This is a genomic window from Roseofilum sp. (genome assembly GCF_982964205.1).
Genome location: NZ_CEZBFX010000046.1, coordinates 16114 through 36206 on the forward strand (window position 1 = coordinate 16114; position 20093 = coordinate 36206).

Consider the following 20093-nt stretch of genomic DNA (forward strand, 5'->3'; position numbering starts at 1 on the left):
CTTCCTCAACTCCTGCCGACCAATTCAGTAACTGTGGCACCCCGTAGGCGCTCGCATTCTTTTTCTCGTTGCTTATTATAAACTAACTGCTCCGTAAAATATTCATAACCTCGCCGATCGAGTTTAGGATCTATTTTGGCCAAGCGCTCGGCAGCGTAACTTCTGCGCTTACTACACAAAATTTGCTCTAAAGTTAAGGCTGCTTTGTTAATGGATAAAATAGGTTTTTGAATATCCCGAATATGCTTTTCTTGCAAATAGATTAAGGGATGGAATTGCTCGCTATAATTGGGAAATTGCCCAACTCCATCTTGCAGTTTAGAGACTAAATCTGGAGAATCTACGGGTAAAGTTTCCCGTAAACTTTCAATCTGCGACCAGAGAAACCGATGGGGGGCACATTGGAATAGGAGATTGCAATCGCCCATAATCTGCAAAAAATACTCTCTTGCCTCCGGTGCATGGAGATAAATGCGTAAAATCAGGCTCTCTGTCTCGAACAGCAAGCGATCTTCTGGGGTAATCTTAACCTCAATTTTGGGAATTTTGGGATCGGTCTTGGTTTTGGGGGTGCGGCGTAGGCGTTGTATCTGTTTGACTAAGTCTTCGGCAATGAACTTGAGGCGATCGCTATTTCCTTGACTGAGATATTCGGCACAGAGATTAATGTAGTAGGTGCGCGTGGTTGGATCTTCAATTTTACTCAGGAGTTTTACCCATTCTTGAGCAACCTGTTGAAAGCGATCGGCCGCTTTGAGGTCTTTTCCCTTTAAGGTTTGTTCAATTTTCCAATCGAGCCATAAAGGAGCTTGTTGAACTAAGTCTAAATAGGGTTGCGGACTCCCGGCAGATTTCAGGAATTCATCGGCATCTTTGCCTTGGGGAAGATTCAGGATTCTCAGTTGAATTTGGCCGTGATAAACCAAATCGGAAATTTCAGAAATCGCCCGTTCCGTGGCAGTGGTTCCGGCTTGGTCAGCATCAAAATTGAGGACAATAGATTTAGAGGGCGTATAGCGCACCAGTTTTTTTACCTGGGATGCACTTAAGGCAGTTCCCAGAGAGGCAACAACTTCGGAAATACCGGCGGCATGGAGGGCGATCGCATCAAAATAGCCCTCAACTACGATCGCCCGATCCTGTTTAGAAATGGCTTTTTTGGCCCGATCTAAGCCAAATAATAGATTGCCCTTATCAAAAATCGGCGTTTCTGGAGAGTTGAGATACTTGGGTTGCGCCTCGCCGAGCGATCGCCCCCCAAACCCTACTACCCGTCCCTGAACATCGTTAATCGGAATCATCAGGCGATCGCGAAAGCGGTCATAATAACTCGCTCCCGACTTGCGCTCGATCGCCAACCCCGCTTGCTCCACGACCTTCACCGAATAGCCCTTAAGCTCCACCAAATAGCGATATAAGGTCTGCCATCCAGCCGGTGCATATCCCAACCCAAACCCCTGGATCGTCTCCTCAGATAAGCCTCGCTGCTCCTTCAGATAGGACATGGCCTCCTGTGCTTCTGGTTGATGGAGGGCATGTTGGAAAAAACTAGCGGCGATCGCCACCACCTCATATAATTGTTCCTGGAGAGATAATTGACGCTGAAACTCCTCCCGTTCCTGCACATCCAACGTGCGGATGGGGACTTCATAGCGTCGTGCCAGATCCAGTACCACCTCCGAAAACGAGCGAGTATCCAACTGTTTCAGGAAACTAATCGCATTTCCCCCCGTTCCACAGCCAAAGCAATAAAACATCTGCTTCGTGGGACTGACGGTAAAACTAGGACTTTTTTCTTCATGGAACGGACATAACCCCACAAACTCCCGTCCCCGTTTCTTCAGAACCACCCGTTCCGAGATCAGTTCGACAATATCAACTCGTTGCTTAATCTCTTCGATCGTATCTGGATGGAGTCTTGGGGTACTCATGGCTGACAAAACCAAGGATAATGTTCAAAGTTTATAGGGAATATAAAGCATTATGGGACGAATCTTTCTATCGGCAGGTCATGGAGGATTTGAAAACGGAATGCGCGATCCAGGGGCGATCGCCGGAGGAACCACGGAAGCGCGGGAGATGATCCAACTGCGAGATTTAGTCGTGGCTGAATTGCGATCGCGCAATCTCGAAGTTCTCAGCGTTCCCGATGACCTCAGCGAGGCACAAACCATTACTTGGATCAATAGTCGCGCTCGCTCTGGAGATATTGCTCTCGAAATCCATGCTAACGCCTTTTATAATCCTTCCGTGCGTGGAGCCAGCGTCTTTTACATCGCCAATAACGAAGAACGTCGCCCCCATGCCGAATTAATGCTCTTAGCTCTGTTGCGTCGCGTTCCCCAACTCCCCACCAGAGGCGCGAAATCCGATAGTAATAGTGGTTTAGGTAGACTCGCTTTTATTCGTAATATTTATATTCCCTCCCTGTTCATGGAAGTTGGATTAATTACCAACCCAGAAGACCGCGCTCTCCTGCAAAATCGTCGCCGGGATATGGCCTTGGGGATCGCGGATGGCCTATCGGCTTGGAATCGTGGCGTTAATCCTTCTCCGAGTCCTGCGCCCAGTCCTTCACCCACTCCGTCATTCCCAACCTATCCCCCCATCAACATTAATATTAATGGTCAAATTCATGGGGAAGAAGGTATGATTATTAACGGAAACTCCTATATTCCCATTGATCTAGTTGACCAATTAGGCCTTGATTTAACTCAAGACCCCGATGTACGCCGGATTAATTATCGCAATGTTGTTTATATTAAGGCGATCGAACTACGAGACTATAACATTTCTGTAAGTTGGGAAAACGCAACTCGGACTGTCGTTTTGCGATCGATTTTGAAGCTCTGTCCTGGTGAGCTAGACCGGATTATGGGCCACGGTAAAACAACTGAAGTTCAACTGATGATGTTCCTCAAGGCTAATGATGAACAAGGACTCCAAGAATTTCCCGATCTGCCTCGTCTCTACCGAGAGGAAGGAAGCATTGAAGGAGTCAATTATGATATTGCCTTTGCCCAAATGTGTTTAGAAACTGGGTTCTTAAGATTTGGCGGAGAAATTCAACCCAATCAGAATAATTTTGCCGGTTTAGGGGATGTGGGGGGGGATGCTGCGGGTGCATCCTTTCCTAGCGCTCGGATCGGTGTAAGGGCACAAATTCAACAACTCAAAGCCTACGCGAGTACGGAACCTTTAGTCCAAGAATTAGTGGCTCCCCGATTTCGATTTATTACCCGTGGTATTGCTCCTTTAATAGGTCAACTCAGTGGCCGTTGGTCAGCAGATCCCCAATATGGACAGAGAATTCTAGCCATTTTGCGTCGGTTGTATGAATCTGCTGGCTTGATTTAAATCACAGACAAAAATAGATTTAATTACATAGAATTCTAAGGGGTTTTCACAAATATTTCAGGAAGATTAAGAATACAGAAACAAATAGGGAGATACCGCAATGAATCACGATAATTGAATCATTCAAGAGATCATAACACTTGGATGAAATATTGACTTAAATAGTAGTGAATAACACAATTTTCACAAAGTTAAATTGCTAAAGTAACACAAAAATTAACAATCTGTAAGATTGCTCAATCCAGGTGCAACATAACTCAATAGAGGTATAAACATGTTAAGTATTGAAGACAAAAAAAAACTAGAAATTCTTGGGTGTAAATTTAAAGCATCTAAAGCGCCCTATCACATGATGATTGACAGTTTGCTCAGTCCAGATACAACATTGCTGTATATGGCTTGCTTACATGATGATGGTCATATAACCGAAGATGAAAGAGCGCTGTTAGATTGGTTTAAGCGGTTTTCGGTACAATCGGCTCAATTATCTCTTTCAGATCAAAGAGAAATGATCAATGCTGCTTTCCATGGTTATTATTCCTACCGCTATCAAGGACAGAAAACTAAGGCAATCAGTTTAGAAGCAGCAGAAGTAGAATCTAATCAATCTTCTGTGGCTTAACTCTAGTGCTACGCGCTAGGAAATAGGGAATAGACTATTTTCATTTTCCGGTATTTCTGTGTCTTTGCGTCCCTACATCCTCCCATCTCCCCTTCCCTAGCGGACAACTCGCCAGAGGAGTAGAACCCCTACACTGAAGGCGGATAGGGTGGGTAACCATCCAGCGATCGCTGTAGGTATAGCTCCACTTAAGCCAAGAGCATCGCCCACAGACATCAGGAGATAGTAGCTAAAGATAATTAAAACGCTTATGCCGAAACCGGTGGCTCGTCCAGCCGTGCGTTGGGGACGAGTCCCTAGGGCAGCCCCCATTAAGCCAAAGGCAATACAGGCGAAAGGAATGGCGAAACGCTGTTGAATGCGGATTTGCAGTTTGCGAATTTGCTTTTGATCGCCACTCGTTTTAACAATTTCTAGGTAGTTGAGGGATTGGGCAATGTTCATTTCTTCATAGTTCGTCCCAATGGAAGCGAGATCGAGGGGAGCGCGGGGAAGTTTGAGTTGTTGGCGATCGAATTTGACGATATTTTTGAAGGAGCCGGATTGATCGACGACGTAGATCGTGCCGTTGAAGAAGTCCCAAGTACTTTCATCTTGGTTCCAGGAGGCGGCTTCGGAGATGATGATTTGTTTAAATTGGGATTGGGATCTGTCGAGGATAGTCAGTCCTTTCATTTCTTTGCCATCGAAAAATTCGGCATAGAAGAGGCGGGTTAAAACACGTACTCTTTTCCCATCAGCGAGTTCTTTGCGCTGGTATTCGGGATAAAAGATGTTCATCGCCTCTTGTAGGGGCGTTTCCTGTTTGAGCGCTCGCTCTAGGGTGAGGGTGGCTTCTCGTTTGGCAGCAGGAACAACGAGTTCATTGAAGGTGAAGGTAATACCCGTGAGAAAGATACTAAAGATGAGGGTGGGAAGCAGGAGACGGTAGAGGCTTACTCCACAACTGCGCAGGGCGATCAATTCGCTGTCGCTGGAGAGGCGACTGTAGGCGATGATGCACCCGAGAAGGAGGGCAGTCGGGATGGCGAAGGAGATGAAGTAGGGTAGTTGGAGAAAAAAGACTTTGAGGGCGATCGCCACAGGCAGTCCGGCTTCACTCACTTGGCGGACGAGATCGAAGACGGTACCGATCGCCACTCCTACGGAAGTAAAGGCTCCGAGTCCAAAGAGAAACGGGAAAATCAGTTCCTGGATCAGATACCGATCCATAACGGAAACGAGGGAAAATTTGGGGCGTTGGAGTTTGATGTCTTCCTGAGAAACGCTTGAAGTCATATAGGCGGTTAGGAGTTAAGGATGAGGTTACCGTTGGAAATTATCACCTAAATAATATTGTCGCACTCTGGGATCTTCATAGAGTTCTTCCGCATTACCAGAGGCAAGGATTTCCCCATCGCGCATGATGTAGGCTCGATCGGTAATGGCGAGGGTTTCGCGGACGTTGTGATCGGTGATCACAATTCCCAAATGGCGATCGCGCAGCTTGGCGACGAGGGTTTGAATTTCGGAGACGGCGATCGGATCGACACCAGCGAAAGGTTCATCTAAAAAGAGAAATTTAGGTCCATCTTTACCCGCAGCTAGAACTCTAGCTAATTCAGTGCGTCGGCGTTCTCCTCCTGAAACCTTAATCCCTTTAGTCTGGGCAACGGTTTGTAGACGAAATTCTTCGAGGAGTTGTTCCGTGCGCCAGTGCCATTCCCGGCGCGGGACTTGGGTTTGTTCCAAAACCAGTAAAATATTCTCACGCACGGTGAGATAGCGAAAAATACTCGCCTCTTGAGGCAAATAGCCAATACCGAGTTTAGCGCGTTCGGAAATAGAGAGGGCGGTAATATCGCGATCGCCGAGCCAAATTTTACCTTGACTGGGTTTTTCTAAGCCGGTTCCCATATAAAAGGTGGTGGTTTTTCCAGCTCCATTGGGCCCAAGTAATCCCACAACTTCTCCTTGTGCCACGGAGAGATAGACGCGATTAACCACCGTTCGTTGTCCATAGGATTTATGAACGTTATCCAATACCAACTTCACAATATTTGCCCATAAAACTTGTTTTGAATTGCCAGCACTGACCGATTAACTATACCAGATCGGGTTAAAGTATCTATACAGAAGCTTTGTGTACTCCTGACTTATAATAGAACCCATAACCTATTCCCTATTCTCTAGCGCATAGTTCTACAAATCAGGAGTTGGGGGTAGGGGTGCTGGATTACCCGCGTTATCGGTGGATTCCGGAACAATATAAATTGCTTCGACTTGTTGCCCTTGGCTCTGGGGTAGGGCGACAAAACGACCTTCATCAATTAGATAAGTAACGGTTTCTCCTCTGATGCTATTGCCTTCTTGGAGAACATAGACGTTACCACTCAGGACAATCCGCCGTTCGCGGCTAAAATATTGAGCTTGGGCGGCTGTCGCTTGAATATTGCGGGCTGGATAGAGGACTTGTACATTACCTCTGGCGGTAAGGACACCAGTTCTAGCATTGGCTTCTTGAATGTCTGCTCGCAAGGTAATAGCCCGATTTTGGCTATTTTGGGAATAGGCAGCCGGTAGGCGAGTGATTCCTAGAGCAATGGGGATCATTAGGGCTAATGTGCCCACTAAATGGCTCCAATGGGGCGATCGCAAGGTTTTCATAAGCACTATGTTCTCTTGGCTGGGTTGGTTTCTCTTTTTCTTTACCTAGGATACTGTAACCGGAAAGGGAGTGTGGAGTTTCGGGGTTCACATCAATAGGGAGAGGGTGCAAAACTCAGTTACGCTGAAAACCTTGACTCGAACCTTTGGGCTATCCCCATTTGAACTGAGTATTTTACTCAGTTGTGCTGGACAAGCTACTAACGGGACTTGAACAAACACTTCATCTAAAATCACCTGTAATCCTTGCCCTGACTGGATTGGTGCTCGATCGATGTGAACGCCTTGTTCTGTATAGCTTTGAACCAGATATCAGCGCTGATTTTTGTCTAAGTCCTGTTAGATGAAACCGCCGACTACAGACTCACTCAATCCAAATAGTCAGGAATATAGGCCAAAGATGGAGCGCCTAAGCTGCTCATCAGTAAAGCTTGCGAAATCGGCAAGCCTCCCTCGCACAGCTCACTAAGTTCGGCAAAGCATCTTTCACTATACGTTCTACTTGACTCATCAATTGCACCGGAGCAGGCGGCTTGGTAAATAAGGTCAAGTGCCTGTTTAACTCCAAAGACTTTGACTAAAGCGACAAGGGCGTTATGCCGCAGTAAGTCATCCGGTTTGTTCAATTGATCGAGCAACTGTTCCACATCTTCAGGTTGCAAAAGTTCCAAAACTGAGACACTCGCACGAGCTGCAAGCACTTGGCTACCCTCTTGGATTTCAGACATCAGCAGTGTTTTCAGCTTAGTGCGATCTGCCGACTCTAGGTTTTGGCAGTCGATGTCTTGCACGCCGACGATCGCCGCCAGTCTTAAGTAAGCGTCTTCTTCCTGTTCCAGACCTCGAACTAAAGATTTGACCCGATCCTCTGTAGCCAGTAGCTCCGGGTGAAACAAAAGGTTCGCTACAGCTTTAGAATCATCCCAACGGTTCATAATAGAAGCGATCGCAGCTCGATCGTCCGGGTCTGGATCGCCCAAAGCTATACGAGCATCTACGGCTGTGGAGCGATTTTCTGCTGACAAGAAAGAATGCAATACTGTCGATATAGCCACTAGGGTACTACTCCTCATCTCCATGCATAGACTCTAAGAACTTAGGTAGGCCTGTGTATTTGTTACCATCTTTATCTTCAATGGTTACGTTCGTCATGTCGATCCCACGCGCTTGCATCGCCAGACATAGCCGGGCAAGATGGGCCGTTGTTGGTTTATAGTGTCCGCTGAAGCCCCGCACCTTTTCCAGTGTCCCTGCGTTTGCTACGATCATTCCAGCCGTATCTACAGGCAATCCACTGAGGAATGATGAGTGTTGAATAACTTTTTTCACGTTATCCTGAACACTAACGTCGCCCTTCTTAGCCGAGAAGAGTTCTCCATCCGACATAACGATCGCATCGCCACCACTATCAGTTGTAAGGAGCGTTTGCTCGGTCCCTTTATAGACCATTCCACCCCCGAAGTGAAGCTGGGTGTCCGCACGGGCTTGGTCATCTAGATATTCAGTGCTATGGGCAGTTGTGTTAGGATTGAATTTCTTGCGCTTTTCTAGAGCTTGTTCCATCTCCCGATCTACATACTCGTTTAGGCTCAACTCTGAATCGGACGCAACCCAATTTTTCACATACCTTGTTGCCCCTTGCCATTGCCGAGTTAGTACAGCCTCCATCACATAGTTGAGGTTTGTCAGCTTCAACTGTCCCCCTTGGTTCCCAAGCACCTCACAAATTCGAGACCGCAGCGTCTGTTCTTTATTCCAAATGCCCGCCATCGTACTCTGTTCATCTTCCTTGAGGTGCGCCCATAAAACAGCAGCTTCGTCGGCTCCACTTCGCGCTGTTACCTCCGGTGCTTCATCTGTGGACAAACGAACGTGCAAGATCTCGCCAACAAGCTTCATTTCTTGTATGAGTTTAGCTTCGAGGGGCCTGAAATATTGCTCCTTGAGTCGGTTACTCTTCCAGTAGTTATCTCCTTTGTTATCGAGTTCGGTGAACCTCTTGCGAAGATCGAGGAGAATCTTAAAAGCACCTGCGTTATCGTTGTCTTGCCTCTTCTCTTCGTAACTGTTTTTCTTCTTGCCATAGTTCTTGGCTGAAAGCGCTCCAGACCACTTGGTTTTTTCTTTACGGGCATTCGCTTTCATCGTCGTGTATTCTTGGGTGGTAGCCAGAGCGCGTTGGATGGTGGGCTTTGTACTACTTTGCTGAACTACATGGGTTAACTCATGGGCAATTAGCTTTTGTCCTCTCTGGCTCCCTGGCTGATATTCCCCACTCTTAAAAAATACATCTTGCCCTGTTGTAAATGCTTTGGCTTGAATCGATTCATTTAGGCGATCGGCACGACTATCGGTATGAACACGCACCCCAGAAAAATCTGCGTTCATAGCGGTTCCCATGGAGCGCTGTAAGCCTTCATGTAAGGGTTTTCCACTTCCTCTAGCTCGATGAATGGAAGATTCTAATTCTGTTGATGCTTCGCCTGTAGCGATCGCCTCTTGCCGTTGTACCATCGGTTTCATTTGCATCTGTTCATCCCCTTCTGGTTCCATTTCCCGTTGCAGAGTGGATGGGGTTTGAGGCGTATCTATCGTTTCTACTACATCTTGCGCCACTCGATCGGCTTGTTGTTCATAGGGATCGTGGGGTTGTCCGATCTCTAATTTGGCTTGTAGTCTGGCTGAGTATCGCAGTCGCTCTAGAGGACTAGATTTGCGACTCTCACTGGGTTTCCACTCCGGGAGTTCCCGCTCTGTTTTCCTCTGTATCTTGGGTTGCACAACTGGAGGAGCGGCATACTGAGGCGCTTTTTGTGCCAATAGAGATTGGCGGGGGGAAATTCGGGTTTGGCGGCGGCGAGGATTCATGATGAAGATGAAGACAGAGGAGTTTACCCTTTAGTATAAGGGATGATTTAAGCATTCTCCAAGATGCGAAACTCATCGATTGTGTGTCGAGCTACTCAGGGGGTGACAACAGGCTTGAATCTAAGGCTACGCTTGGCTTTGAGCCGTTAAAAGATGGCGAAAAAATCCAGCGATTTTTTGGGCAAGTAACCCTCTAACCTGATGCTATAGTTATGCGATCGCGACCATTGAGTTGAGGTTTTCAGCAAAATACTACCGAAAAAGGTCGCTATAGCGACCTTTGAGCTACCTTGTCACCCCTTGAGATCGAGCTATTACAGCGCTTTGCGCTGGGGAATAGGGAATGAGGATTCAAGCTTGTGTTTCATAACGCAAGCAAAGCGCTGTAAGTCAATGCAATAGATATGATGGGAAACAGATAAGACTGCAATCTGGATTATAAAAGTTTAAGCCAAACGTTTGCCCTATCCCTATTTGAAGTCAGTATTTTACTCTGTTGTGCAGGATAAACCATCGATCCAGACTTTCCTAATCTGTTGGAGATCGCCCATAATATCGCCCATAATAAAGCTGAATGCAATTATCCCATATTTCAACTGGCCCTAGACGGTTTTCCCCAACCCCATTGGGATGCTTTGACCGTTTCATACCATTTCTCTATGATGATGTGCTTTAACAAGGGGCCCCCAGCCCCTTGCCTCCCATTGATCGATTAGTGGCAACCTTAAAAAGAAATGGTATCAGGGAGCTTCCAGAACTCAACCGATTATTTAATTATGCGGCTCACTGAGGGAGTCACAGCTTTTTAATCTAACTGAGGTAGGTAGTTAAATACCAGGATTTATGTCGAGATCCAACAGTTGTAATCTTAACTCATTCCTGCTCGTCAACTTCATAACGCTGACGATCTTCCTGACTGGCTGTACGATGTTCAAAAGCATGTCCCTTCCTACCCGCAATTTTAAATGCAGGAACTTCGTGCCCACCAACCGCTCGTTTCGCCAAAATATATTCACTATATGCCCAACTCCATGCAGTAGGGTTGAGGGCCCCACACACATTAACATTTGGCAGTCCTCTCAGCGCAGTTGTTACTTCCAGCTTGACCTTACTGGGTAATTCACTAAGCCAGTTTCCAGGAGGAGTCTTTGGTAAAACCCCCCATGAGTTTTTCTCCGCAGGAGAGACAAAAGAAGGAGGAAAAATCAACTCTCCTTTTCGTACACCTTTTCTTCCTAATCCTTGTTCTCCCTCTTCAACCGAAAGTATTGCTTTTAATCCATAAAAATTAATCCCAAAGTCAACTCTTCTCATGAAATAGTGCAAAAATGATGCCAACATTGCAAAAATTGGAGCTGATTCAGCATGTTCTTCCTTTTTAACCTCCTGAAGGTAATACTCTTTATAAGCGCTGTATGTATCCATCCATTTAGCACCTTTGTATTGATCAAAAACCCCGACTCTTTCTTCCGCCTGTGCTATTAGTCCCTCCATATTCAGACCTTTTGTAATTTGAACCCCTGGTTTAGATTGTCTACCTTTGGGAACAACCTTATGCAAACGCTGTTTAATCTGGAGCTTAAGTGCATCCGTTTCTGCGGGTTGCACACTTGTTCCAGTGCTTTTTGTATATTTCTCTATATCTGTTTTTCCCGTTCTCAGTGTCGAACCTTCTCCCGCGCTTTCAATCTGACGTTTCATTAATGCCAGGGCATCCTTTCTCTGACTGATTCCATCCTGATCCTGCGACATTACAGGTCTAGTTCTATTTTCGATCGTATATGGATTAGATCCCATATCCGTGGTTAGGTCAGCGATCACTTCTTCATCCTCTTTTGTAATCACTTCAGCAATAACACCACGATCTTTGTTTCTTTTCAAAACCAACTGATGGCCACTAGGGTTTTCTACTTCAATCCCTTCAGTCTCTCCTTCATAGTCTTTCCTTTGCACACTGGGAGCTGAAGCCTCAGTCCTACTTAGGTTCTGGGTCAATTCATGGGCAATTAAGTTGTGTCCAACCTCCAACTTCGCTTGCACTGTTGCGGCTTTTCCCAATTTCTCCAGTATGTTACTTTGTTTATGACCTTGGGGTTGCCATTGGGGTAGCTCTTTGTTCTGTTTCCTTTGCACCTTTGGCTGAAGTCCTGGGGGCCCGGTGAACCGAGGTGCATGGCTTTCGGGTTCGACTCTACGAGGAGCGCGGCGAGTGCGGTATTGTTGGCGATGAGGACTCATAATTTTAGCCAAACTAGATCTTATACCATTCAGTATACCGTTAAATGCGGATAAATGCTGATCGACAGTCCGATCGACTAGAAGATTTATAACAGAATGATGATAAATCTTCTAGTTGATCGATACGATTAGCCCATCATCATCGTGTTACTATTGACGGTGCAGATGTAACCTAAAATTTGGAGAATAACCTTATTGGCTAACCACTCCACAGGAATCTACCATCAGCCAAAGAAGTTTCGGGATTGGGCGATCGCAACTACACCAGACAACATTCAAGATGATATTGTTGATTGCCTGGTTGGAGCCATTTCCACCATCCATTCTTTGCTCGATCGCTACATCGCCGATCGGCAGGGTAAAGAAAGTTCTGGTTTTCTCCATCCACACCAAAACCGAGAAGAAATTTGCCAAGGTATAGAAGAGTCTGCCACCCTCAGAAGTTTACGTCAAACTTTTGACCTATCTCTATTTGAATGTAGTATTATCCTCTGTTGTGTTGCTCAAGCCATCGATCGCCATTTTCCCGATCTACTGGCGATCGCTCAAGATAATGGGGAACTGAACTACCTTACCTTTCAACTGGCTCTAGAGTGTTTTCCCAAACCCCATTGGGATGCCTTAACTGAAGCTCGTCCCCTGCGAAAATGGCAACTGATTCATTATGCAACCACTCCAGAACTTCCCCGCGCTTCCCTACAAATTGACGAAGCTATTTTGCACTATCTGATGGGAGAGTCCTATCACGATCCAATCCTGACAGGAACGATTACTCCTGTGTCAATGTTAACCACAACTGTCCTGCAACCTTCCTATGAGAACATCATCGATCAAGCCGTATCGGTGTTTCAAGGGGCTTTAAAGAGTCAACCCATTATCCAATTGTGTACTCCAGAGAGAGAGTTACAAGGGGAAATTGCTATCCATATCAGTCAGGATTTAAACTTCCCCTTATATCATCTTCCCAGTGATGCTATTCCCAGAGATCGGCAGGATCTGCAACGCTTAGTGATGCGTTGGCAGCGCTGGTGTGCCCTTTCACCGAGTTTGTTATGGGTAGAGGTGAATGAATCGGGAACAGCAGAAAGCCGCCCCTCTCTCTTGTCTCCCTTTTTACAGTCTCTTCAAGTGCCCGTCATCGTCGCTACCGAGGAACGGTTGTTCCTCCCCCATACCGTTACCTTTGATGTAGAAGCCTTGCAATATGGGGAACAACTGGAATTGTGGCAAAAGGCATGGCAAGATTACCCAGAAGATTTAGGACAATATCTGTCATCCTTAGCAGCTCAATTTCGCTTATCAGCAATCATGATTGAAACCGCGAGTGCCGCCGTGCGATCGCAGCTCGATTTACCCCCTAAAGTCATCAGTGAGAGACTTTGGGAGTTTTGTCGGTTGCAAGCCAGACCGGAATTAGAAGGATTAGCACAACGTATTGACGTGAGAACCCCTTGGGAAGACTTCGTACTTCCGGAGCGAGAAAAAGGGCTTTTGCAGCAAATTCTGATTCATGTGCGCCGACAGGCAACCGTCTATCAAAATTGGGGGTTTGCGGCCAAAAATCAGCGCGGGTTGGGGTTAACGGCGTTATTTGCCGGAACCAGTGGCACAGGCAAAACGACGGCGGCTGAAGTGTTGGCACATGAACTACATTTAGATTTATTTAGGATTGATCTAAGTGCGGTAATGAGCAAGTATATTGGCGAAACAGAGAAGAATTTACGCCGTATTTTTGATGCTGCAGAAAAGGGGGGAGGTATTTTACTCTTTGATGAAGCGGATGCCCTGTTTGGTTCGCGCACGGAAGTTAAAGATAGCCACGATCGCCACGCCAATCTTGAAGTGAGTTATTTGTTACAGAGAATGGAAGCCTATCAAGGATTAGCGATTTTAACCACCAACTTTAAGGATAATTTAGATCGAGCCTTTATACGTCGCCTACGTTTTATTGTTAATTTCCCCTATCCCAAAGCTCCAGAGCGCAGTCAAATTTGGCAGCGGGTTTTTCCCAAGCAAACTCCGACGGAGGGCTTGAATTTTAAAAAATTGGGACAATTGGATGTTACCGGCGGAAATATTAAATCGATCGCGCTAAATGCAGCCTTTTTAGCTGCTGATGCTGAAGAACCGGTAAAAATGAAGCATATTCTGGAAGCGACGAGAACAGAATATTTGAAATGGGGGCGATCGCTCACTCGTGCTGAAACTCAGGGTTGGGATCTCTTTTGAGCTAAGGTTCATTTTGCTCCATTATCCGTGATTAGCTTCCATTTTGGCTAAAATTTGTTGAATCATCAATCTATCTTGGGCTAGGGGGAGATAGTGCAAATAGTCTTCTAAATCTTGGGTGGCTAAACTCCAGTTGCCTAATTCATAGGAGATTAAACCGCGATCGCGCAATTCCATAGGCGCTTGGGGAAATAACAATAAAATCCGTTCAATGGCAGCCAAGGCGCGATCGATTTGATGATTGTGCAGATAAATCACTTTCAGGTTCGTCAGCATTCGCGCTAAAAACTGTCGAGGACTGACAGGGGCTAGATATTTAGGTTTTAATTCTATCGGTTGTCCATAAATCTGGGCTAACCGCTTGGCACAATCTTCAGGAAATAAGACTTCTCCTCGATCAAAGGCATCAACAAAAATTCCTACCTCTTCAAAATCAGGACGAATCAAAAAATGACCCGGCATTCCAATGCCCACCATAGGAAATTCTAGCCGTTGGGCAAGTTCTAAATAGACTAAAGCCAGGGTGATAGGGATACCCGTACGTCGGTTAAGGACTTCATTTAAGAAGCTATTGCGCGGATCGTAATAGTCTTCGGTATTCCCTCGAAAACCGAGCTGCTCATACAGATAATCGTTAATCGTTTGGATAATACGCAAGGGATAGCGCTGAGTCGGTAGCTGGGTTTGGATCTCTGCTGCCATGCGATCGAGTTGTTGCAGGTATTCAACCGGGTTGAGTTTTGGATAGGCTTCAGCAGCAATGTAAAGGGCTGCCTTAGCTAGGGAGATGGAGGCTTCTGGTTGCTGTATTTCCTGATAGAACTGTTGTCTGGTTCTAGAAAAGTCCATAATCCAAAATTTATTTTTTTCATTTTGTCCTAGTGTGGCATACCTGCACCCATCTGTTGTCTGAAATCCTTGCTAATTATAGGTTTTGTTAATCCCGATGTTTTTAGTCGGGATTGTTTGACGACCCTTGACCCCCGGTGATACGATGCCAATCGAGGATCAGAAATCGCACGTTAAACAAAGAGGAAGACAAAGCTTATGACCCTTGCCACTGAAACCCTAAATCGGAGTTCCCAAGCTGCCTGTGAAAAGTTAGTCTGTAAAGAGTGCGGCACAACCTATGAACTCGAAGCCAAGCATGTGTGTGAAGAATGTTTTGGCCCCCTAGAAGTAAGTTATAACTACGACCGTTTACGCCAGCAAGTTAGCCGTGAAACTATTGAAGCCGGCCCCAACTCCATTTGGCGTTATCGTCAGTTCCTTCCTCTACTGAGCGATAACGTGATTGATGTAGGTACGGGGATGACTCCTCTTCTGAAGGCAAATCGGTTAGCACGGCAATTAGGTCTAAAAAATCTTTATATTAAAAATGATGCGGTAAACATGCCCACCCTGAGTTTTAAGGATCGGGTGGTCTCGGTTGCCCTATCGAGAGCCAGAGAATTAGGGTTTTCCACTGTATCTTGTGCGAGTACTGGAAACTTAGCGAATTCTACTGCGGCGATCGCCGCCCATGCCGGCTTAGACTGTTGCGTCTTTATCCCCGCCGATCTCGAAGCCGGTAAAGTATTGGGAACCCTAATCTACAATCCCACCCTCATGGCCGTCAAAGGCAACTACGATCAAGTCAATCGCCTCTGTAGCGAAGTTGCCAATACCTACGGCTGGGGATTCGTCAACATTAACCTGCGCCCCTACTACTCCGAAGGCTCCAAAACTCTAGGCTATGAAGTCGCCGAACAACTCGGTTGGCAACTGCCCGATCATGTGGTTGCCCCCCTAGCCTCCGGTTCCCTCTACAACAAAATTTACAAAGGCTTCCAAGAATTTATCAAAGTCGGCTTAGTTGAAGATAAATCTGTCCGCTTTAGTGGCGCTCAAGCCGAAGGCTGCTCTCCCATCGCCTCCGCGTTCCAGGAAGGACGCGACTTTATCGCCCCAGTCAAACCCAACACGATCGCCAAATCGATCGCCATTGGTAACCCCGCCGATGGAATCTATGCCCTTGAGTTAGCCCGCAAAACCAACGGCAACATCGAATCGGTTACCGATGCTGAAATCATCGAAGGCATTAAACTCTTGGCAGAAACCGAAGGCATCTTCACCGAAACCGCAGGCGGAACCACGATCGCCGTCCTCAAAAAACTGGTCGAAGCCGGTAAAATTGACCCCGATGAAACCACCGTCACCTACATTACCGGCAACGGCTTGAAAACTCAAGAAGCCGTTCAAGGATATGTTGGCGAACCCCTCACGATTGACGCAAATCTAGAAAGCTTTGAGCGGGCAATGGAACGGGCACGTACCCTCGATCGCCTAGAATGGCAACAAGTATTGGTCTAAACTCTTAGTCCAAACAGTCATTAAACCCGGAATGGGGGAATACTCTCCCCCATATTTCCAAATCTCAAACAGATAAACACTGCAATCATGGTTAAAATTTTAATTCCTACTACCTTACAAAAGCACACCAATAATCAGCCCACGGTAGAACTCCAAGCTAGTACTGTCTCTGAACTGATTGATGTTTTAGAAAAGAGCTATCCAGGCATTAAAAACCGCATCCGCAAAGAGAGTGGAGAAATCAACCGCTACTTAAATATTTATGTGAAAGAAGAAGACATTCGCTTCTTACAAGGGGCTGAAACCGTACTCAACGAAGGGGATGAAGTAAGCATTGTCCCCGCTGTTGCTGGCGGCTAATCTTCTTCCGATCTCACGTGCATGAACTCAACTCCATTGTTCCACAGCCTCAAAAGCTGTGGTTTTTTTATATAGTGCTTCGCGCGAAGGAACAAGGCCGCAAGTTTACCATGGTGGTTTGCCAAGTGCCGTAAGGCATGGGTTTGGGTGAATCCTTCTCCTACTTGGTCAACATACCTATTTAATTGACCCCGCATAGCATCAGAATACAGTCCTTTTAGATTGTCCGGTTTAGTATCAGGGCTTGGGAATTTATCGGGGAATTTTACGTTAGCATCTTTAATCCCCAGCATTTCAACCAAATCAGGGTGATTGGGATGCACCATCGGTCGGGCAATTCTATTAGAGGTCTTTACTGTGATATAGTGACGTTTTCCACTAGTATCAGTTACCCAAAACCCATCACCAATAATGACAATATTCTCATCATTAGTTGGGTCATGGAGTGCCTTGATTACACGGTTGCCACGTTTGACAGGTTTATCAAGATTAAGGATTGCCTTAAATTCAGAGCAACGGAAACCGTAGATGAGGTTAAAGCAAATAGCTTTGAACCATGATCGACGAGATTCAATGTTATTCCGTTGAGCTTTGGTCAATTCATAACCATTAAGTCCCAGTACCCTAGCTCTAAAGTCTAGAAAGGTTTCAAGGTCAATGGTTTGTTGCTCGGTTTTTTCAACTACTCGGACAGTTCCAAAGTGTTTGGAAACTTTAGCCAGTTCCCCATCGAGTCTGGTATCTCTTAGGAGTTTTGCAACACCGGTATAAGCATTCCTGAAGCCTTTAGAACATAGAGTCTGATTGCCAGAAATCGATTTAATTAGCTGTCCCCAGTTGCGGGTAACTTCAGAGATGATATTTTCTCCAGTTAGCCTAAGTTCTGAGTTGAGCTTGGCGTAATGCTTTCCATACGTTAAATGGTAGTTTGCTAGAGTGTTGGTTTTTAATTTCTCCTCACTTCTATCCCTACCACACTTGTCGTAGCCATTGATGTAATTGGTTTTCACAATCTCAATGGCTTCGCCAATGGTAATGATGTCATTCTCAAGAGATACAGTCCCCTTGATTTCTGACTCGTACCATGACCAAAATTCAGACTCTGTTTCAGTATTTTTCAACTTGTCAGAGACGGCCAAAGCTTTTGCCAGAGCATTGACGCAACCATCACAGGTGAAGGATTCATTGCAACCATTATCGGAAGTCTGAGACTTGCTGGCAGCTTTGAACCGAAGGGACAGACGACTGCGGTTCTTGCTGATAGAGACACCTTTTGGGGTTGACTTTTGGCAATTCTTGAGGTAGGTCCTCACTAATTCGTGGTCTACCAACTTAGATGGGTCAATCTGGTTAGAGTGAAAATACTCATTCACCAGGCTCCATGCCTGGTCTAGATAATTCTTCCAGTTTTGCACCTATTTTGCACCTATTTCCTTTTCAAGGTTCTAGAGTGCAAACTAGGCAAAGCTTTCAGATCTTGGGATAGCGTTAGCTATAATCTGAGAGTGGGGTTCAAATCCCTCCGTGCTCGTCCATTTCAAGTATGGGCACTACAGGTTTTTCATTCCCAACACCCAGAACAAAATCTGGTGTTCAACACACATTCAACACAAAACAACCATAGCACCCCCAAAATGGATAAGCTAGAAATAGGTCAAGCAGAATAGAGAAAACTTATAGATAAAAGCATTGCCATGGAATTTCATCAATAAATCAATCACATGACCATCACCGCCCTTCTTCCCCAACCGAAAGAAAAAACTAAGAGTGAAATCCTGACTCTGCGATGATTGCCCTCTTGCACGCTGTAAAGGGATAACTCTTCTTCCTTCCCTCTCTGTATACGTACAGTCAACGTCACCCTCAATGAGGGTGATGAAGGATGTGCATATAAGCAGCGTCGTAGTGTGAAAGCCGATGTGAAGGTTAATGTGAAAGCTGAAACCCAGTCAGGACAGGGGAGTGAAAGCTGTGAAGGGACTTTCCGAAACCTCTCAGGTTAGATAAAATCAAACAGGGAATTCAATTCACTAAGTAAATCACTAAGTGATTTAGAAAAACCCCTCAAATGGAAGAGTAAAATGAGAACCCCCTATATACGATGGATCGTCCTAGAGACTTCGGCCCCAATTGATGAGAGCGAGATATTGCTCAACCGATGTGCCTACAGAAATGAGGGTGGAACCTTTAATGGGGAGTCCTTAGCTGAGGCTATCAACGAAGTAGAGTTGGGGATAGAGGAGGAAATGGAATCCCCAAATTCCGTCCCAAGAGCTTGGAGTGACCATCCAGGGGGACTAAAGTACAGTGGAGCTTGCATAGTCAAGGCTTTACGAAGAAAAGAAGAGAAATCCACCGAAACAACCTAACACCCCACTTGAGTAAGAGACCGTTTATAAAACAAAAATTAAGAAGATTGGGCCAGACGCGCTAATCTTCTGAGCATCAAGCGGCACATAGCTGTATAGATCATCGCCTCACTTATTTCTGGTAATTGCTCCTGGTCTACAATTAAACGTCGATTTTGCACCAGCCAAGCAAATGTTCGTTCTACAACCCAACGCCGTGGCAACACTTCAAACTGCTTCTTTTTCTTCTCGATCACTTCTACTCTAGCTTGACTGACCAGAGCGATCATTTGGGTAAATTTTTTCCCGGCATATCCTTGATCGACCCAAATTACTTGAAGCTTAGAGATTTTCTCTTGTCCTTCACTGACTAAAACCACTCCTCCTTTTCTTTCTGAGAAATTCGCTTCAGTCACTAAGAGTTCGTTGAGCCGAGCGTTTTCCTTCTTCAGGAACAGGAGGGTTTCTTTTGCTCTAGCAAGTTTCTCTTTTAGGCGTTGGTTCTCTGATTTCTCGGAGATATCAGCCATGAGAAGATTGACTTGGTTCCTGGTGGTCTGGTGTTTGTCGTATTTGTCATTCATAGTTTGGGAGTGACCGAGTGATAGGGCGCGTTGGTCGCAAGTTAGACCAGCGAGTTTCCCGTGGTAATTTGCCAGGTGACGTAACCAAACATCTCTTGATAAGAGTCACAATATTGATCAACAACTGACACCCTAGTGTCCGGCGATCTGGGCAAATGTTTTAAGATCTGTAACTCTACATCCATTGATCTATCTCGCTTTTAGCTATTGATACTCTATTTTATTCTATCTTCATTCTCGGAGAGTGACAGAAGAGGAATATAACATATCCCACGGGGTTAGAATAACTTAGAGTCAAAGCAGACTTTTCTACTCAGAAAGTGACAGCAGAAGAATAGCATCAGGAGGGGACATAGAGAAGTTGCCTAAAATATAAGATAGTCAAAAGCTGTTGCAAAATCTAAAAATAGGTTATGATAGTGAGAGTATCCACTAGGGCGGATGGCGAAATTGGTAGACGCACCACACTCAAAATGTGGCACCTTCGGG

15 protein-coding genes are annotated in these 20093 nt (G+C 45.7%); 5 read left to right on the top strand and 10 right to left on the bottom strand.

Going from position 1 to position 20093, the window contains the following annotated elements; translation table 11 throughout:
- Positions 1–5 precede the first annotated feature (5 nt).
- Positions 6–1931 (bottom strand): DNA primase, encoded by a 1926-nt coding sequence (gene dnaG / locus AC3A14_RS13090; protein WP_318733081.1) that lies wholly within the window; start codon positions 1929–1931, stop codon positions 6–8.
- Positions 1932–1983: 52 nt separating this feature from the next.
- On the opposite strand from dnaG, the gene tftA reads away from it, so the two are divergent.
- Entirely contained in the window at positions 1984–3357 is a 1374-nt protein-coding gene (gene tftA / locus AC3A14_RS13095; protein WP_318733082.1) for a hormogonium tapered terminus morphoprotein TftA, read from the top strand.
- Positions 3358–3631: 274 nt separating this feature from the next.
- Entirely contained in the window at positions 3632–3979 is a 348-nt protein-coding gene (locus AC3A14_RS13100) for a hypothetical protein (protein ID WP_318733083.1), read from the top strand.
- Positions 3980–4075: 96 nt separating this feature from the next.
- Here the strand turns inward: AC3A14_RS13100 and AC3A14_RS13105 are convergent, their stop codons facing one another.
- The 6 genes from AC3A14_RS13105 to AC3A14_RS13130 form a co-directional block, all read right to left on the bottom strand.
- The gene (locus AC3A14_RS13105; RefSeq protein ID WP_318698208.1) at positions 4076–5257 is read right to left on the bottom strand and encodes an LptF/LptG family permease; all 1182 of its coding nucleotides are present in this window, start codon (positions 5255–5257) and stop codon (positions 4076–4078) included.
- A 27-nt stretch (positions 5258–5284) separates the two neighbouring features.
- Positions 5285–6013: an LPS export ABC transporter ATP-binding protein gene (lptB, locus tag AC3A14_RS13110; protein WP_413039113.1), complete on the bottom strand. Its 729-nt coding sequence runs from the start codon at positions 6011–6013 to the stop codon at positions 5285–5287.
- A 147-nt stretch (positions 6014–6160) separates the two neighbouring features.
- Complete coding sequence (locus tag AC3A14_RS13115) at positions 6161–6625, bottom strand: LptA/OstA family protein (protein WP_318733092.1); 465 nt, start codon at positions 6623–6625, stop codon at positions 6161–6163.
- A gap of 368 nt (positions 6626–6993) precedes the next feature.
- A complete protein-coding gene (locus AC3A14_RS13120; protein WP_318733085.1) occupies positions 6994–7680 on the bottom strand; it encodes a hypothetical protein in 687 nt (228 codons plus the stop codon).
- A 7-nt stretch (positions 7681–7687) separates the two neighbouring features.
- Positions 7688–9493 carry an eCIS core domain-containing protein gene (locus AC3A14_RS13125; protein ID WP_318733086.1) on the bottom strand — a complete coding sequence of 602 codons (1806 nt, stop codon included), beginning with the start codon at positions 9491–9493 and terminating at the stop codon, positions 7688–7690.
- A gap of 873 nt (positions 9494–10366) precedes the next feature.
- The gene (locus AC3A14_RS13130) at positions 10367–11626 is read right to left on the bottom strand and encodes a hypothetical protein (protein WP_318733087.1); all 1260 of its coding nucleotides are present in this window, start codon (positions 11624–11626) and stop codon (positions 10367–10369) included.
- A gap of 300 nt (positions 11627–11926) precedes the next feature.
- Here AC3A14_RS13130 and AC3A14_RS13135 point away from each other — a divergent pair, with 300 nt between their 5' ends.
- Positions 11927–13960: an ATP-binding protein gene (locus AC3A14_RS13135; protein WP_318733088.1), complete on the top strand. Its 2034-nt coding sequence runs from the start codon at positions 11927–11929 to the stop codon at positions 13958–13960.
- Positions 13961–13981: 21 nt separating this feature from the next.
- Here AC3A14_RS13135 and AC3A14_RS13140 read toward each other — a convergent pair whose 3' ends face one another.
- A complete protein-coding gene (locus AC3A14_RS13140) occupies positions 13982–14809 on the bottom strand; it encodes a SirB1 family protein (protein ID WP_318733089.1) in 828 nt (275 codons plus the stop codon).
- Between the two features lie 198 nt (positions 14810–15007).
- On the opposite strand from AC3A14_RS13140, the gene thrC reads away from it, so the two are divergent.
- Both thrC and AC3A14_RS13150 read left to right on the top strand, forming a co-directional pair.
- Positions 15008–16312, top strand: a complete 1305-nt coding sequence (gene thrC / locus AC3A14_RS13145; protein ID WP_318733090.1) for a threonine synthase — start codon at positions 15008–15010, stop codon at positions 16310–16312.
- Between the two features lie 84 nt (positions 16313–16396).
- A complete protein-coding gene (locus AC3A14_RS13150) occupies positions 16397–16672 on the top strand; it encodes a MoaD family protein (RefSeq protein ID WP_413038812.1) in 276 nt (91 codons plus the stop codon).
- On the opposite strand, the gene AC3A14_RS13155 is transcribed toward AC3A14_RS13150, so the two are convergent.
- Positions 16669–18087, bottom strand: coding sequence for a hypothetical protein (locus AC3A14_RS13155; RefSeq protein ID WP_318733091.1), 1419 nt, complete (start codon positions 18085–18087; stop codon positions 16669–16671). The two genes, AC3A14_RS13150 and AC3A14_RS13155, sit on opposite strands and share 4 nt — an antisense overlap.
- Before the next feature lie 992 nt (positions 18088–19079).
- The gene (locus tag AC3A14_RS13160) at positions 19080–19604 is read right to left on the bottom strand and encodes a transposase (RefSeq protein ID WP_487779020.1); all 525 of its coding nucleotides are present in this window, start codon (positions 19602–19604) and stop codon (positions 19080–19082) included.
- Between the last annotated feature and the right edge of the window lie 489 nt (positions 19605–20093).

Excerpts from the sequence above, each read along its gene's own strand:
- AC3A14_RS13140 (WP_318733089.1), bottom strand. The coding sequence starts at position 14,809 with ATGGACTTTTCTAGAACCAGACAACAGTTCTATCAGGAAATACAGCAA.
- AC3A14_RS13125 (WP_318733086.1), bottom strand. The coding sequence starts at position 9,493 with ATGAATCCTCGCCGCCGCCAAACCCGAATTTCCCCCCGCCAATCTCTA.
- dnaG (WP_318733081.1), bottom strand. The coding sequence starts at position 1,931 with ATGAGTACCCCAAGACTCCATCCAGATACGATCGAAGAGATTAAGCAA.
- AC3A14_RS13115 (WP_318733092.1), bottom strand. The coding sequence starts at position 6,625 with ATGAAAACCTTGCGATCGCCCCATTGGAGCCATTTAGTGGGCACATTA.
- thrC (WP_318733090.1), top strand. The coding sequence starts at position 15,008 with ATGACCCTTGCCACTGAAACCCTAAATCGGAGTTCCCAAGCTGCCTGT.
- AC3A14_RS13100 (WP_318733083.1), top strand. The coding sequence starts at position 3,632 with ATGTTAAGTATTGAAGACAAAAAAAAACTAGAAATTCTTGGGTGTAAA.
- tftA (WP_318733082.1), top strand. The coding sequence starts at position 1,984 with ATGGGACGAATCTTTCTATCGGCAGGTCATGGAGGATTTGAAAACGGA.
- AC3A14_RS13160 (WP_487779020.1), bottom strand. The coding sequence starts at position 19,604 with ATGAATGACAAATACGACAAACACCAGACCACCAGGAACCAAGTCAAT.
- AC3A14_RS13105 (WP_318698208.1), bottom strand. The coding sequence starts at position 5,257 with ATGACTTCAAGCGTTTCTCAGGAAGACATCAAACTCCAACGCCCCAAA.